Source organism: Peribacillus sp. 05N428 (assembly GCF_056397085.1).
The window spans coordinates 22436-38374 of the sequence record NZ_JBFTMS010000042.1 but is presented as its reverse complement, the minus strand read 5'-3'; the positions used below and the strand labels follow the sequence as shown (position 1 = coordinate 38374).

15 protein-coding genes and 1 riboswitch are annotated in these 15939 nt (G+C 42.7%); of the genes, 6 read left to right on the top strand and 9 right to left on the bottom strand.

What is annotated here, in order from left to right; all coding sequences use genetic code 11:
* Nucleotides 1-117, top strand: a 117-nt coding sequence (locus tag AC1DIV_RS24930; protein ID WP_477577101.1) for an IS3 family transposase, incomplete at its 5' end; no start/stop codon positions are given.
* A gap of 73 nt (nt 118-190) precedes the next feature.
* Here the strand turns inward: AC1DIV_RS24930 and AC1DIV_RS24925 are convergent.
* Nucleotides 191-994 carry an alpha/beta hydrolase gene (locus AC1DIV_RS24925; protein WP_034310569.1) on the bottom strand — a complete coding sequence of 268 codons (804 nt, stop codon included), beginning with the start codon at nt 992-994 and terminating at the stop codon, nt 191-193.
* Between the two features lie 210 nt (nt 995-1204).
* Between AC1DIV_RS24925 and AC1DIV_RS24920 the strand changes: the two genes are divergently transcribed.
* A complete protein-coding gene (locus AC1DIV_RS24920; protein ID WP_053537396.1) occupies nt 1205-1723 on the top strand; it encodes a gamma carbonic anhydrase in 519 nt (172 codons plus the stop codon).
* A 518-nt stretch (nt 1724-2241) separates the two neighbouring features.
* On the opposite strand, the gene metK is transcribed toward AC1DIV_RS24920, so the two are convergent.
* On the bottom strand, nt 2242-3435 hold the full coding sequence (gene metK, locus AC1DIV_RS24915) for a methionine adenosyltransferase (RefSeq protein WP_048686467.1): 1194 nt from the start codon (nt 3433-3435) through the stop codon (nt 2242-2244).
* Between the two features lie 163 nt (nt 3436-3598).
* Nucleotides 3599-3761, bottom strand: a riboswitch (SAM riboswitch).
* Nucleotides 3762-4190: 429 nt separating this feature from the next.
* Between metK and pckA the strand changes: the two genes are divergently transcribed.
* Nucleotides 4191-5777, top strand: a complete 1587-nt coding sequence (pckA, locus tag AC1DIV_RS24910; protein ID WP_340877865.1) for a phosphoenolpyruvate carboxykinase (ATP) — start codon at nt 4191-4193, stop codon at nt 5775-5777.
* A 635-nt stretch (nt 5778-6412) separates the two neighbouring features.
* On the opposite strand, the gene AC1DIV_RS24905 is transcribed toward pckA, so the two are convergent.
* From AC1DIV_RS24905 to AC1DIV_RS24895, 3 genes are read right to left on the bottom strand one after another with little or no spacing between them, the layout of a single operon-like run.
* On the bottom strand, nt 6413-7714 hold the full coding sequence (locus AC1DIV_RS24905) for a nucleotide sugar dehydrogenase (protein ID WP_477577638.1): 1302 nt from the start codon (nt 7712-7714) through the stop codon (nt 6413-6415).
* Between the two features lie 41 nt (nt 7715-7755).
* A complete protein-coding gene (locus tag AC1DIV_RS24900; RefSeq protein WP_063595929.1) occupies nt 7756-9072 on the bottom strand; it encodes a glycosyltransferase in 1317 nt (438 codons plus the stop codon).
* Nucleotides 9073-9095: 23 nt separating this feature from the next.
* Entirely contained in the window at nt 9096-10301 is a 1206-nt protein-coding gene (locus AC1DIV_RS24895) for a glycosyltransferase family 4 protein (protein WP_347343047.1), read from the bottom strand.
* Between the two features lie 195 nt (nt 10302-10496).
* Here AC1DIV_RS24895 and wecB point away from each other — a divergent pair, with 195 nt between their 5' ends.
* Together wecB and AC1DIV_RS24885 are read left to right on the top strand one after the other, a co-directional pair.
* Nucleotides 10497-11633, top strand: a complete 1137-nt coding sequence (gene wecB, locus AC1DIV_RS24890) for a non-hydrolyzing UDP-N-acetylglucosamine 2-epimerase (protein WP_477577636.1) — start codon at nt 10497-10499, stop codon at nt 11631-11633.
* 148 nt (nt 11634-11781) lie between these two features.
* Nucleotides 11782-11952, top strand: coding sequence for a Fe3+ hydroxamate ABC transporter substrate-binding protein (locus AC1DIV_RS24885; protein ID WP_340877868.1), 171 nt, complete (start codon nt 11782-11784; stop codon nt 11950-11952).
* A 254-nt stretch (nt 11953-12206) separates the two neighbouring features.
* On the opposite strand, the gene AC1DIV_RS24880 is transcribed toward AC1DIV_RS24885, so the two are convergent.
* The 4 genes from AC1DIV_RS24880 to AC1DIV_RS24865 form a co-directional block, all read right to left on the bottom strand.
* Nucleotides 12207-12977: a sulfite exporter TauE/SafE family protein gene (locus AC1DIV_RS24880; RefSeq protein ID WP_477577634.1), complete on the bottom strand. Its 771-nt coding sequence runs from the start codon at nt 12975-12977 to the stop codon at nt 12207-12209.
* Nucleotides 12978-13011: 34 nt separating this feature from the next.
* Nucleotides 13012-13476: a 2-thiouracil desulfurase family protein gene (locus tag AC1DIV_RS24875; RefSeq protein WP_477577642.1), complete on the bottom strand. Its 465-nt coding sequence runs from the start codon at nt 13474-13476 to the stop codon at nt 13012-13014.
* Nucleotides 13477-13697: 221 nt separating this feature from the next.
* Nucleotides 13698-13940 (bottom strand): DUF2584 domain-containing protein, encoded by a 243-nt coding sequence (locus tag AC1DIV_RS24870; RefSeq protein WP_048686484.1) that lies wholly within the window; start codon nt 13938-13940, stop codon nt 13698-13700.
* A gap of 50 nt (nt 13941-13990) precedes the next feature.
* Nucleotides 13991-14779, bottom strand: a complete 789-nt coding sequence (locus AC1DIV_RS24865; RefSeq protein ID WP_252267928.1) for an alpha/beta hydrolase family protein — start codon at nt 14777-14779, stop codon at nt 13991-13993.
* A 135-nt stretch (nt 14780-14914) separates the two neighbouring features.
* On the opposite strand from AC1DIV_RS24865, the gene AC1DIV_RS24860 reads away from it, so the two are divergent.
* Nucleotides 14915-15916, top strand: a complete 1002-nt coding sequence (locus AC1DIV_RS24860) for an ABC transporter substrate-binding protein (RefSeq protein ID WP_095679328.1) — start codon at nt 14915-14917, stop codon at nt 15914-15916.
* Nucleotides 15917-15939: the final 23 nt, after the last annotated feature.

Genomic DNA, 15939 nt, shown 5'->3' with positions numbered 1-15939 from the left:
CACTTTGAAAAGGAATTAGATGATTATATTCATTACTATAACCACAAACGAATGAAGGTAAAATTAAAAGACCTGAGTCCGATAGAATACCGAACTCAGGTCTTAGAAGCTGCTTAAATTATATGTCTAACTTTATTGGGTCAGATCACAAACTTCGGCAGTTTTTCATTTATCCTGAAGTATGTACGGATCAAACGACATACCCTAATATCTTTAAACGGTTTTCAACAAAACTCAGCGCATATTGAAATACATCATCACGCTCCGGTTCATTGAAGATTTCATGATAAAGCTTCGGCCATTCCTTATATTGCTTTTCACTGGCCAAATTATAATTGAACCACTCACGAACCGCCTTCTTGTTCACGATTCGGTCATCTCCGCCCTGCATCACCAAAAGCGGCACATCCTGAAATTCAGGAATCTCTTCAAAAGCATCCTTCATAGCCTGTGCAAGCTCGCGATACCAGCGAACCGAAACCTTTGTGATATATAATGTATCGTTTCTATCGGATTCACGAATTTCCGCACTTCTCGTCGCCATTTCAGGTGTCAATCCGGAATCCACCCTGAACTGAGGCATAACGATGTTCAAACCATGCGAGAGCATTGTAAGGAACTTCCGCGGCTTCGTCACGAGGCCCAAGCAAGGAGAAGAAAGAATCACTCCTGCAATGTCCCATTCCTCTTCCTGAAGAAGGCGTATCGAAATCAAACCGCCCATGCTGTGTCCAAGTAAAAAGACCGGCAACGAATATTCATAAGCCTCTTCTATCCAGCTTTTCACTTCGTCCAAATACTCATCAAAGGAATCGATATGTCCCCGGTAGGCGCGAGTAGTCATACCCTGCCCAGGAAGGTCGCCCATGACGACATGGTATCCAGCTGAAAGCCACATTTGTGTTACCCACTTATAACGTCCGTGATGTTCCATTGCCCCATGAATGATGACAATGACGCCCTTTGCGTCTCCTTCTGTCTCCCATTTCCACATTCGAAATCCCCCTTTCACTTTTCACTTGTTGTGTACGATCCATGATAGTTGAAATAATATATATAAATTATAACCATATTCGTGATTTTCGACAAAAAAGAAATCTAACAAGTTGTACATTGCTATTATAAATAGCCAAGTGTATTTGCATACGGTATATTAAAATAATACATAAAAACATTCACTTCGGAAAGGAAATGATTGAAAATGATTATTTATCCGTATAAAGGCAAAGAACCTGAAATTGCTGAAAGCGCTTATATTGCTGAAAATGCTGTCGTCACAGGTGATGTCAAAATTGGTGACGAAACATCAATCTGGTTCAATTCCGTCATTCGCGGTGATGTATCCCCAACCATCATCGGAAAAAAAGTCAGTATACAGGATAACAGCATCCTGCACCAAAGCCCAAATAATCCATTGATCATCGAGGATGAAGTAACCATTGGCCATCAGGTCATATTACATAGCTGTAAAATCCGCAAAGGAGCTTTAATCGGCATGGGATCGATTGTACTTGATGAAGCCGAAATCGGCGAAGGGGCTTTCATCGGTGCCGGCAGTCTCGTTCCCCAAGGCAAAGTCATTCCACCGAACATGTTGGCATTCGGACGTCCAGCTAAAGTCATCCGCGAAATCAACGAAGAAGATCGTCAGGATATGGAACGCATCGTACGCGAATACGCCGAAAAAGGCCAATACTATAAAACGGCGGAACGAATAAAGTAATGCACGAGCACTTGACTGAAAATTACGAGTATTTGAACGCAACTCACGAGTATATCGCTGAAATTCACGAGTATTTGCTCCTAACTTACGAGTATTTGCTCCAAACTCACGAGTAAATCGCTGAAATTCACGAGTATTGCTCCAAATTCACGAGTAAATTGCTGAAACTCACGAGTATTTGCTCCAAACTCACGAGTAAATGCTGAAACTCACCAGTATTGCTCCAAATTCACGAGTAAATTGCTGAAACTCACGAGTATTTGCTCCAAATTCACGAGTAAATTGCTGAAACTCACGAGTATTTGCTCCAAATTCACGAGTAAATTGCTGAAACTCACGAGTATTTGCTCCAAACTCACGAGTATTTGCTCAAAACTCACGAGTAAATCGCTCTAACTCACGAGTATGGCCCTTAAAGTTGAATTTCTTTGGGATTTCTTGAATTATTCCCGCAGACGGCTAAGTTAATCCATAAAAAAGGTGCCCCGCTAATAGCGGGACACCTTTTTTTATATGAATTACGCTTGTGCTTTTAATGTTTCTGCTTTGTCCGTGCGTTCCCATGGAAGATCGACATCTGTACGGCCGAAGTGTCCGTATGCAGCTGTTTGTTTGTAGATTGGGCGACGAAGGTCAAGCATTTTGATGATTCCAGCTGGACGAAGGTCGAAGTTTGCGCGAACTAGGTCAACAAGGACTTCTTCGCTAACTGTACCAGTTCCGAACGTATCAATAGAGATCGATACAGGCTCTGCCACACCAATTGCGTATGCCAATTGAACTTCCGCTTTGTCGGCAAGGCCGGCTGCCACGATGTTTTTCGCAACGTAACGTGCAGCGTATGCAGCAGAACGGTCAACTTTAGTTGCATCCTTACCAGAGAATGCACCGCCGCCGTGACGAGCGTATCCGCCATAAGTATCAACGATGATTTTACGTCCAGTAAGACCAGCATCCCCTTGAGGTCCGCCGATTACGAAACGGCCAGTCGGGTTGATGAAGTACTTAGTATCTGCATCGATCAACTCGGCTGGAACGACAGCTTTGATCACATGTTCTTTTAGATCGGCTTGAATTTGTTCAAGCGTAATTTCTGCATCATGCTGTGTAGAGATGACGATTGTATCTACACGTACAGGACGGTTATTCTCATCATATTCCACGGTTACCTGTGTTTTACCATCAGGGCGTAGGTAAGCAAGAGTTTCATCTTTACGAACTTGAGTCAAGCGGAATGAAAGTTTATGCGCCAATGAAATCGGAAGCGGCATAAGCTCTTCTGTTTCATTACAAGCGAATCCGAACATAAGACCTTGGTCCCCTGCACCGATTGCATCGATTTCTTCATCTGACATGTTTCCTTCACGAGCTTCCAATGCTTTATCGACACCAGCTGCGATATCGGCAGACTGCTCATCAATGGAACTCAAAACGGCACAAGTTTCAGCATCGAAACCGTATTTCGCACGTGTGTAGCCAATTCCTTTAACCGTATCACGAACGATACGCGGGATATCCACGTAAGCGGACGTTGTAATTTCACCAGCAACAAGTACAAGACCTGTAGTTACACTAGTTTCACACGCAACACGTGCATTTGCATCCTTAGCTAGGATAGCATCTAAAATGGAATCTGAAATCTGATCACAAATTTTGTCCGGATGGCCCTCTGTAACAGATTCAGAAGTAAATAGACGTTTCTTTGACATCATATTTCCTCCTTGGAAGTTAGTATGTTGTAGGCATAAGCCTGATTTTTACGGAACTCGTTTCCCTCATTAGTTTCAACTATAGACACAGAATTACTTATAAAAAACACAAAAACCTTCCCTGGCAAATGAGGAAAGGTTTAAAACTCTGTCTTCTATCCTTTCACTCTTATCGTTCAAGGGTTTTTTACCTTGCTCAGGTTAGCACCATCACCACTATTCCTTGAAGACCTTCGCTTTATTTTCGGCGATCGATCTTGGAGTCAAGTTCAATATGGCAGGTTGCTGGGTTTCAAAGGGCCTGTCCCTCCACCAACTCGGGATAAGAGAATCCGTACAATTTAAGATATTATCGTATCTGGCTGGAATTTGTCAATGCTTTTCTAAAAAGAACATTTCCACCCAGAATGGCGTTCATTTGAAAAAACATGTTGATACAACGTCCTAGAGGGGTTTACAACACAAAATACGAATAGAAATGTTGTAAATTGCCATTAATAATAAAGTATTGAACATCGAAAAGGAACGACATCCTGACTTTCCCATTAGACATATATTGCTTACTAACTTCCTATTTAAATAAAATTTTCTTCATGAAAGTATATGCGATTATCCTGAATCGGTTCCTGCCGGATTAAAATGATTAATGCGGCTAGCTGAAAATAATCACAAATTAAAAGAAATAGTATAGACTAATTAAATGAATGTGTTATACTAATTGTAATCTAAAAACTCAAACAAAGGAAGGTACCTCATATATGAATTCTGTAGATGTTTCTAATGAGTTACACCAATTATTAACAGGAAACAATGTGCAAACTCAACTATCAGTTCCTCAATTGGTCGAAAAAGTACTTAGCAGAAATGAAGGCGTTTTAACATCAACCGGCGCGGTAAAAGCTGAAACTGGCAAATATACCGGTCGTTCACCTAAAGATAAATATATCGTGGAAGAAGCATCAGTTAAAGATAAAATCGATTGGGGTCCCGTGAACCGACCGATTTCCGAAGATGTGTTCAATAAACTATATAATAAAGTAGTTGACTACCTAAAAGCAAAAGAAGAGATTTTTGTTTTTAAAGGTTTCGCTGGTGCAGACGAATCATCACGTCTTCCCATCCGTGTTGTTAATGAATATGCTTGGCATAACCTTTTCGCCCATACTTTGTTCATCCGTCCAAACGAAGAGGAACTGAGAGGTCACGAAGCTGAATTCACGATCCTTTCTGCACCTAACTTCAAAGCGGACCCAGAAGTGGACGGAACTACATCCGAAACGTTCATCATCGTTTCTTTTGAACGCCGTACGATCCTGATCGGCGGAACGGAATATGCAGGAGAAATGAAAAAATCGATCTTCTCGATCATGAACTACTTACTTCCAGAGGCTGGAATCCTTCCAATGCATTGCTCTGCTAACGTAGGACGTGAAGGGGACGTCGCTTTATTCTTCGGACTGTCCGGTACAGGCAAAACAACTTTATCAGCAGACACTAGCCGTAAATTGATTGGCGATGACGAGCACGGCTGGTCTTCTAATGGCGTATTCAACATCGAAGGCGGCTGCTATGCGAAAACGATCAACCTTTCACGTGAAAAAGAACCGCAAATTTTCGACGCAATCCGTTTTGGTGCTGTATTGGAAAATGTTGTTGTTGATCCGGATACGCGTGTAGCGAACTATGATGACAGTTCATTGACTGAAAACACTCGTGCTGCTTACCAAATGCAAGCGATCGATAACATCGTGAACCCAAGTATTGCAGGACATCCAAATACAATCATTTTCTTAACAGCTGATGCTTCAGGCGTTCTGCCTCCAATCAGCAAGCTTTCCAAAGAACAGGCAATGTTCCACTTCCTAAGCGGATACACTAGTAAATTGGCTGGTACTGAAAGAGGCGTAACTTCTCCGGAGGCTACATTCTCCACTTGCTTCGGTTCACCATTCTTACCGCTTCCAGCTACACGCTATGCTGAGATGCTTGGTGATAAAATTGACGAGCACAATGCAAAAGTATACCTTGTCAACACAGGATGGACTGGCGGTGCATACGGAACTGGAAGCCGTATGAAACTTGCTTACACCCGTGCAATGGTACAAGCGGCGCTTGAAGGTGAATTAGCGAACATCGAAACGATCAAAGATGATATCTTCGGTTTGGATATCCCGCTTCATGTTCCTGGTGTTCCTGATGAAGTGCTTCAACCAATCAAGACTTGGGCAGATCCTTCCGCTTATAAAGAAGCAGCAACAGACCTTGCCGCACAATTCCGTGCAAACTTCAAGAAATTCAAAAGCGTTCCAAGTGAAATCGAAGAACTTGGCGGCCCGACAGCTTAATAAATTGTACACAAAAGGACCAAGCTCTTGCTTGGTCCTTTCAGTTTGTCGGCAAGAAATGTCACATCCCGAACCATGATTATGGATTACTTTATTAAGTGCCATGGAAGGGGAAATACCTCATCTACTGTCGAATAAAGTACCAAGTAACCCGAAATACGGCATCTTCGCTCGAACTTACTGCCATACACCCCGAAATATGGCGGCTGCGCTCGAATTTACTGCCTTGCACCCGGAATACACGTCTACTGTCGAATTCACTGCCATACAGCTCGAAATACGCCATCTGTGGTCGAAATTACTCCTTACCCGAATACACGTCTACTGTCGAATTCACTGCCATACAGCTCGAAATATGCCATCTGCTGACGAATTCACTGCCTTGCAGCCCGAAATACGGCGGCTGCGCTCGAATACTGCCTTATAACCCGAAATATGACGGCTGCGCTCGAATAATTGGCCGAGACTCTGCTAGGATGCTTGACGTACAGGAAGCGGAACTGAAACAAACTGGATCGTTTCCACGTTCTGAAAGGACCACTTTCTTGCATGGTCCTTTTTTTCATTGGAAAAGGGGCACTGTGATAGTCAGTGCCCCCTTAATCGTTATTCCGTTATCCATGTTGTCCAAATTTTTAGATGATCGCTTTATTCCTGTCTTTTTTCATGGACACCGTTTTGTATTGATATATATTGCCCAGGTTCGCCACCGGGACATCTGTTTTAGTTGCATCAATGCAATTGCGTGTATCCAGAATCAATTTATTGCTCATGAGTTTCGATAGCTTATCATAATCCATCTGTTTAAATTCATCATGGTCAGTCAGGATAAGTATCAAGTCGGCATCATTTACAGCGTCTTCCACTGATACGACTGGCATCTTTCCAGATTTGACATGCGGGTCATGCAAGGCTACATCCATGTTTTCCATTCCCATCAAGATATTGACGACATCAATGGCGGGACTTTCACGAATATCATCTACATTTCCTTTGTATGCTAGACCGAAAACAGCTACTTTTGGCTTCCGGATCCCCTCTAGCATCATCCTTATGGAATTAACGATGTAATAAGGCATCGATACGTTGGTATCACGCGCCAATTTAATGATTCTCGCATACTCCGGTGCCTTTGCAACGACGAAATACGGATCGACCGCTAAACAATGGCCGCCAACTCCTGGTCCTGGTTGGTGTATATTGACACGAGGGTGTTTGTTTGCCATCGATATGACATCCAAAACATTGATGTCCAGCTCGAAACAGATTTTCGTCAGCTCATTCGCAAGGGCGATATTGACATCCCTGAAGGTGTTTTCCATCAGTTTGGACATTTCTGCCGTTTTCGCATCGGTCTGAATGATTTCCCCTTGAACGAAGGTTTTGTAAACAAGACTTCCTTTATATGAGCATGTTTCGGTGATGCCCCCGACGATACGGTTATTATGAACCAACTCTTCAAGAATCCTTCCAGGTAAAACGCGTTCCGGACAATGTACGAGGAAAATGTCTTTTCCGATGGTAAGGCCCGTCCTCTCGATCATCGGTTTAATATGATCATCCATGCTTCTTGGCGCTATCGTCGATTCGATAATGATGACATTCCCTTTTTTGATAAAAGGAAGAATGTTTGAGGTTGCATCCATGACATGTGTTAAATCACAGGATTGGTGCATGTCCTTTTTATTTGGAGTAGGCACCGCGATGATGAAAACATCCGCATGTTCCGGGCTTAACGCAGCTCGGAACTTATTGGAAGCAATCACTTCTTCTAATACCTCATCCAATCCAGGTTCTTCGATATGGAGCCTGCCGCTATTCAAATTGGAAATAATTTCAGGATGGATATCCACGCCGACAACATCGACACCGTATTTCGCAAACATTAAAGAAGTTGGAAGTCCGATATAACCAAGTCCGATTGTACAAAGTTTCATATAAACCACTCCTATCTATTTTTCTGCTGCACTCAAATTTGTTAGGCTGTTTGATAGATTTCGATAAAGATTTCCTTCTCTTGTTTCCAATTGTATTTTTGTCGCGCCTTCAGGCAGTTTTGGCTCATTTCCGCCCTTTTTTCAGGATGCTTCAATAAGTAATTGACACCTTCGGCAATTGATTTTGGATCATGCGAATCGACACATACACCGATTTTTTCCGTATCGACAACCTTTTGAATTTCAGGAAAGCTGCAGGCAACCACTGGCACACCGCTCATCATGTATTCAAACAATTTATTTGAAGAAGCGGAGTAGTGATTAAAGCAGACATTATTCAATATCTGAAAACCTAAATACGCATTTTTTGTATAATGGAGCAGCTCGTCGACCGGAACCTTCGGCAGGAACTTCACACGATGCTCCAGATTCATGTCGCTTACTTTCTTCATTAATTCATCCTTGATCCTTCCATCCCCGATAAAAACTACCGTTCCGCCCTCGATCATCGGTACAGCATCAACCAATTGCTCTAACCCTCTTCCCATTTGAACGCCGCCTTGGTATAACAATATCGGTTCATTCTCTGGCAAATCGAGCAGCTCATGCAAATTCACGGCCGTACTTTCCTCCGGATTGGTTGGAATCGGGTAGTTATGGACCACCTTGGGATACAGACCATATAAGTCTTCGTTATACTTAGCTCTCGTATGGTTTTCAGCAATCATTTCATCGACGAACATTAATAGGAATTTCTCCATCATCCCGTAAATTCGGCTATTATATCCCGTTCTGCTCGTTTGTACTTCATGCGAGTCATAAATCAGCTTTTTCCTTCTCAGCCATTTACTGCTGATCGCTCCCTGCATGAGCGTATTCAAGTCATTTGAATGATAGAAATCATATTTCCTTTTCCGGCCATGATAGATCATTTGACCAAAAATGTAGCTCCTCGTTAATAGTGTCGGCAGCTTCGTTTTAGTGATGAACAGGGTGCCCAGCGCAAGAAGTGCAAATGCACCGAACAGTATTCCCGATCCCACCCAGCCGTTGATCAAGTTCAAATTCCACAACGTATTCCAGATCAATAAGGCAAATAGAACGATTTCAAACTTCTTTTTCTTCAATTTGCCTACGATCCTGAGAATCTTATTAAGCGCTTCCCAGCGGTTATTCACCCTAGTGACCGAGAAACCATTTTGGTGTTTCTCCTTTTTGGCCAAACCTTCGATTTTCCAGTTATGAATGGCAATTAAATCGACTTCATAACCCGCTTCTGTAAGTGCTGTGCATTCTCTTAGAACCCTCGCATCGTTCGTAAAGTGATTCCACACGAACATACATACTTTCTTCGCCATGTTGTCCTCCACTTCCGGATTTTTCAGCCTGACGCTTCCATCACGTTGATGAGACCTTTAATATTTTTAGACCACTGAAAATGTTGTTTAGCATACCGATGACCGTTTTCTCCCAGTTCTTCACGAAGGGCCGGATCTGAGGCCATTGTCAATATATGCTGACAGATTTCATCAACATTTCTGCTCTCTGCCACCAACCCGCATTTCGCCTCCATGAGCATCTTCTTGGCCCTGCCGTCCACATCACCGACAATGGGTTTTCCGACACACATATAATCGATGATTTTACCGGGCAGGACCTTATTGAAGACTTCTTTTTCAACCAAGCTCACATAGGCAATATGAGACGTTGAAACTTCATGAAGAGTAACTCTTCGATTCATCGCATTAATCATCTTAATATTAGTCAGCCCTCTAGAGCTTATCTCCTTCTCCACTTCGGATATCCGGTATCCATATCCAATCATCGAGAACTCGATTTGTTTATGTTCCCTTAGCTTTTCAGCGACGGCTATCAGTTTTTTCAAGTCCTGGGCCAGTCCGATATTCCCCGCATAAACGACCTTGATTACCTTTTCCGATACGGGTGTAAGCAAGTTCTTTAACGTCAGCTCATCCGCTGTAAGCGAATTGGGGATGAATTGGATGGCCTCTTCCTTGACTCCCTTTGCAACGATATAATCCCTGAAACCAGGGCTATTGATGATAATAAAATCTGAATGCCTATATAGCTTCCTTTCCAGGAAGAAGGCGATTTTCAAAACCCACTTATTATTAAATACGCCTACACCTATCAACGATTCCGGCCATAAATCCCTGACATCGGTAATGAGTTTCGCCTTCATCTTTTTCTTGGCGATCAACGCTGCCAATGTAGGGAAGATCGGCGGGGTCGTGGCAAACACATAATCATATTTTTTTTCGAGACGGATGATTGTATAGATGAAAAGCCACATCGCTTCAAGATAATGAAGCAACCGCTTCCCCATATTGCTTGTATACCTCTTCACTTTGTCCGGCTTAATCCTGATGACATCTTCTTCAATGCTATCTTCATCCCAAAACTTTGTATCTTGATATAAACTTTGATTAGGATAACTCGGCTTCAATGTGATGACCGTTACCTCGAATCCGTTTCTTTTCAAATGGAGATATATATTTTTCATTCTATTTCCCGCACTTCCGATTTCCGGATAAAAGTTTTGCACGATCATCAGGACGCTTTTCATATTCGCCTATCACCTCTATTCTGCTTAGCTTACTTCCTGCTTTATATTGTAAATGCCAGATATTAACTTAAGGTTAAAGAAGTATAAAGTCATTATTAATATTGTAAAAATTCTGTTAATAATTGTTTCGTTTTTATATTTCCCATGAACTTCCCGTTATAATGGGGGAGACATTCAGAAGGGGAGGAAATGAGCATGCCTAAACAACGTATTAAGGTCATGACCGTATTTGGTACAAGACCAGAGGCTATCAAAATGGCACCAGTCGTTTTGGAACTGAAAAAGCATCCAGAAGAAATAGAGACCATCGTGGTGGTCACCGCCCAGCATAGGGAAATGCTCGACCAAGTCTTGCAATGTTTTCAAATAAAGCCAGATCACGATTTGGATATGATGAAGGATAGACAAACATTAGAAGAGATTACAACTCGAGGGCTTGAAAGATTGAGTTCGCTCATGAAAGATATAAAACCGGATATCGTCCTCGTACATGGGGATACAACGACAACTTTCATCGCCAGCCTGGCAGCTTTCTATAATAAGATACAGATTAGTCACGTTGAAGCTGGTCTGCGGACTGGTAATAAGTATTCTCCATATCCTGAAGAGATGAATAGGCAGCTGACAGGCGTCATGGCTGATTTGCACTTTGCCCCTACAAATCAGGCGGCAGAGAATCTAATTTTGGAGAATAAAAAGAGTGATTGTATCCATATTACTGGCAATACGGCTATCGATGCTTTGAAAACAACAGTACGTAAAGACTATGAACATCCGATTCTATCTGGTTTGAATGGAGATCGCATGTTATTGATGACAGCGCACAGACGGGAAAATATCGGAAAACCAATGGAAGAGATATTCCGTTCCGTCAAACGGCTGCTTGAAGATTACAAGGATATCCAAGTTGTTTTCCCGCTTCATAAAAACCCGGTTGTTCGTGAAATTGCTTACCGGATTTTCGGTGAAACGGAAAGGCTTCACTTAATAGAGCCGCTTGAGGTGCTTGATTTTCATAACTTTGCGGCGCACGCCCATCTCATATTGACAGATTCCGGAGGGGTGCAAGAAGAAGCTCCCTCACTTGGCGTTCCTGTCCTTGTGTTACGCGATACAACAGAACGTCCGGAAGGAATCGATGCCGGTACCCTTTTATTGGCAGGAATCGAGGAAGAACGAATTTATCAATTAGCCTCAGAATTACTTACAAATGAAGAAACCTATAAAAAAATGGCGACAGCTTCCAACCCATATGGAGATGGATTCGCTTCAAAGCGGATTGTCGATATCCTATTAACGCATTGCGAAGTGAAATCACCCCTTCCATTATAAAAAATAAAATAGAGAGAAAAGCCTGTCACGTAAGAGCGGCAGGCTTTTTCTATTCAGCCAGATTATGAAACGGCTGCTTTCATTTTCGATAGTTTGGGGAGATTTAAAGTTTCATTGAAGTGAATCGTATTACCTTGGAGGTGTTGTAATGTTCGGGAAAGATCCCAATTGTGTTAAATGTGGTAAAGAAATTAAGGGGGAAGAATTCGTTCTTGTGAAAATGCGTTATCCGAAGGGTAAAGGGATGACTGAAATAAAATCATATTTAAAAAATGAAGGAAGTTTCATCTGCGAAGCTTGTTTTGATAAGAAAATTTAATTCTGTCGAATGGATAGTCAACACGAAACAGGAGGATTAGTATGAAAAATCAAGTTACCCTCTATTTAATTTTTGATGGACAGCTATAGACGCATTGGCCTTTTATGCAGAAGTATTTCATGGTCAACTGCAAATCTACGGGGAAGCTGATTTCCCAACACCTGAAGAAGCGAATGACCTTGTTTAAAAGTGGCCGAAAATACGCCTTGTATCCCCGGCCATTTTTAATAGGCATTCATTCGCTGAATACTCCATCAAAAAATATGAAAATAATTAAGGACATTTTTTCCAATCAATAAAATCGTGACGCAAATGAATAAGATACGGACATAGGAAGCACCTTTCTTTATGGCGAAGTTCGTTCCTGCCAATGCTCCCGCGACCATTGCAAGACCCATCGGGATTCCATAGGCAAAATTGACGGTCCCCATAGATAAAAAAATGATAAGTGCGGCAATATTGCTTCCAAAATTCAATATTCTTGCATTCCCGGCAGCCTGGACAAAATCAAACCCAATGATCAGAAATGAAAATAATAAAAAGGAACCTGTGCCTGGCCCTAGAAAACCATCATAAAAACCAATCGCAAATATTATGACTATCAAAAGAATCATTTTCTTCCTTGTCAGCCCTTTATACTTTGCGTCTTTACCCCAATCCTTTTTTACCAATGTATAAAACGCGACAATGACCAGCAAGATCAAAATGAGGGGCTTCAATATCTCTGCGGAAACGAAATGTACAATGTATGCTCCTAACGCCGCTCCAATCACGGTGATCGGAAACAGCTTGATGACGAATTTGAAATCCACTTTTCCAGCCCGAATGAATGAAATCGTACTCGTTAAAGACCCCATGGTACCCGCCAGCTTGTTAGTGGCAAGTGCCGCTGAAGGCGATATTCCCGTGAACAATAAAGCAGGAATGGAAATTAACCCGCCCCCGCCCACTACGGAATCGATGAATGCGGCAATAAAACCCGCAAGTATTAAAAATAGCAAAGTATAGAGATTGATATCCTCCATGTATTCCCCTTCTTTCAAAATCTAATGCCATTACTCATTTTTCACCCAGGTAATCGAATAACCTTTCTTCTGAAATGACCGTGAACCCATGCCTCCTAAGCAAAGCCGCGGTCACTCCATTCCCGACCTTCTTCTTCCCCTTGAATTCCCCATTATAAATCGTGGCACTCCCGCAGGATGGACTGTTTTCTTTTAAAACGACTAACGTCGCCCCTACCTCCTGGGCTTTCAATAACGTAAGATTCGCTCCCTTTATGTACAATTCCGTTACATCCCTGCCCGACTTTTCGATGATCTTCGCTTTTCCATCAAGGACATCCCCACCTTCACCGCCAACTATCTCAGCAGGTTCCCTCGGGGTCGAAAAACCGCCAAGCAACTCAGGACAAACAGCTATAGCCTTTTTCTCCCTCATCAATGCCATAATTCCATCATCCAAGCTGTGAGTACCATCGTATCTTACCTCAAGGCCCGCTAAACAAGAACTCACTAAAATCATCAAACCACCCCGCCTCATGCACTTTACACCATTTTACCACTCTTTTCGTAACAATCATTTCGAAGATTGAATATCCACCAGGGATTCTACACTGATAGAATCCCGTTTTGCTTGGGTCGAATTTTTTCCACACAGGCCGAATTATCCGCGTATCTGTCGAATTCTGCAAAAACAAAAAAAGCGCTTGCAGCGAAGGCGATTCCCGGCAAGCGCTTGTCTATTTAGTTAGTTGAATTCAGTGATAGCAGTTGGTACGTAATGATGGTCTTTTCACTGGTCCATTCAATTTTTTGGATAACGGCTGTTCCGCTTGAATCAGATTGGATCGTTTTGCGGACATCGATTGGAATATCGATAGGGTATAACCTGTAACCAGCTTTCGCCAGCCGAAAAGTGTTTTCTTCTTCACGGGTTTCGTTCCCTTTTGTAACGATCATGGTATTTAGCTCCATAGGCATGCCCATGTGTATCTCCTCCTCTTGCCAATATACTTAGTATATCCTTCATTCTATCATTATTCGGTTTTACTTTTCATCCAAGATGTTAAATCTTCGACTACTTTTCTGTTCACGGCAGGCGGGAAGTAATGCGTGAATTGAGGGAAATACCAACTTTCGACCTCTTTGTCATGCATTTTCAACCTTTTTTCCAGCCGGTATGCGTGTTCTATGGCGACATTGTCATCTTTTTCACCATGTATGATCAGGACGGGTACATTCAAATCTTCAATCGCAAACAATGGAGTACGGTATTCATATTGATCCGGGCATTTTTTAGGTGTTCCGCCGATGACACGCTTCATCATCCGACGCATATCGACCCGTTCGACATATGTTAAAAACATATCCGACACACCTCCCCATGTGACGATCGACGCTGCATTCCTGCAGTATATCCCAGTCCACAGGGCCATGATGCCGCCACGGGAAAACCCGAGGATATGAATGTGATCCTTGTTCACTCGGGGATGCTGTTCAAGAAGATTGAATCCTGATATCGCATCGAATCGATCTTCGCCTCCAAAATCCTCATCCCCCTCCCCGCCTTGATTTCCACGGTAAAAAGGAGCAAAAACGATGAAACCTTCTACAGCATACTGCACGATTCTTGCAGGCCTCACCTTGCCGACATTTTTAATCCCGCCGCGTAAATATAAGAAGGCGTCATGTATTTCGCCATCAACCGGTTCAGCCAGCAAACCCTTTACCTTCAGGCCTTGTGATATGTACGTAACTGAATAAAGATGGATTCGTGGATGCGGTGATGGAAACCGCTGTTTTGAAATAATCGTTCCGTTCTCCAATTTCCACTCTCCTTTCTCTTTATTCTTATTGTAAAACATCCGCTTGTTTTTATCCCCTGAGAGGCATTCACATTTTTTTCTTCCGTTCATACGATAATGTAGGCAAAATACCCATATATCAAGGAGGAAGGAATTTTGAAAAAATGGTGTAAAGCAGGTGTCGTATTTTTACTTCTGTGCGTGCTGGTGATCCCGCTTGGCGCATGCGGCAACAAAGAACAGGAAACAACGAAGGTCAGGGTTGCCGAAGTAACCCGCTCCCTTTTCTATACACCGCAATATGTAGCGATCGAAAAGGGATTTTTTAAAGATGAGGGCCTCAGCATTGATTTGAAAACGACGGCAGGCGGCGACAAGACGATGACCGCTCTCCTTACGGATGGAGCAGACATTGCTCTCGTTGGTTCTGAAACATCTATTTATGTCCAGGCGCAGGGTTCAAAAGAACCGGTCATCAACTTCGCTCAATTAACACAGACGGATGGAACGTTCCTTGTTTCACGTGAAAAAATTGACAACTTCAATTGGGATATGCTGAAAAACTCTACATTCCTAGGCCAGCGCAAAGGCGGGATGCCGCAGATGGCCGGCGAGTTCGTATTGAAAAAACATAACATAGACCCGAAAAAAGATTTGAACCTCATCCAGAACATTGATTTTGCGAATGTCGCAACTGCCTTCGCTTCCGGAACCGGCGATTTCGTTCAACTGTTCGAACCAACGGCCAGTGTGTTTGAAAAAGAAGGAAAAGGCTATATCGTCGCTTCTTTCGGCACCGAGTCCGGTCATCTTCCATATACAGTTTATATGGCTAAAGAAAGCTATTTGAAAGAAGACAAAGAGACTGTCGAAAAATTCACGAGGGCCTTGAAGAAAGCACAAGATTGGGTTCAGGAAAACGATGCTGCCGAAATTGCCGAAGTCATTCAGCCGTATTTTGAGGATACCAATCTCGAGACGATGGAAACAGTTATCAACCGCTACAAAGAACAAGGATCCTTTGCCACCGACCCCATTCTTGATGAAGAAGAATGGAACAATCTGCAAAACATCATGGACGAAGCAGGCGAGCTTCCATCACGTATAAGCCATGAAGAGCTGGTCAATACCGACTTTGCTGAAGAAGTCACAAAATAACATAGCAAAAGGTAAGGAGGATG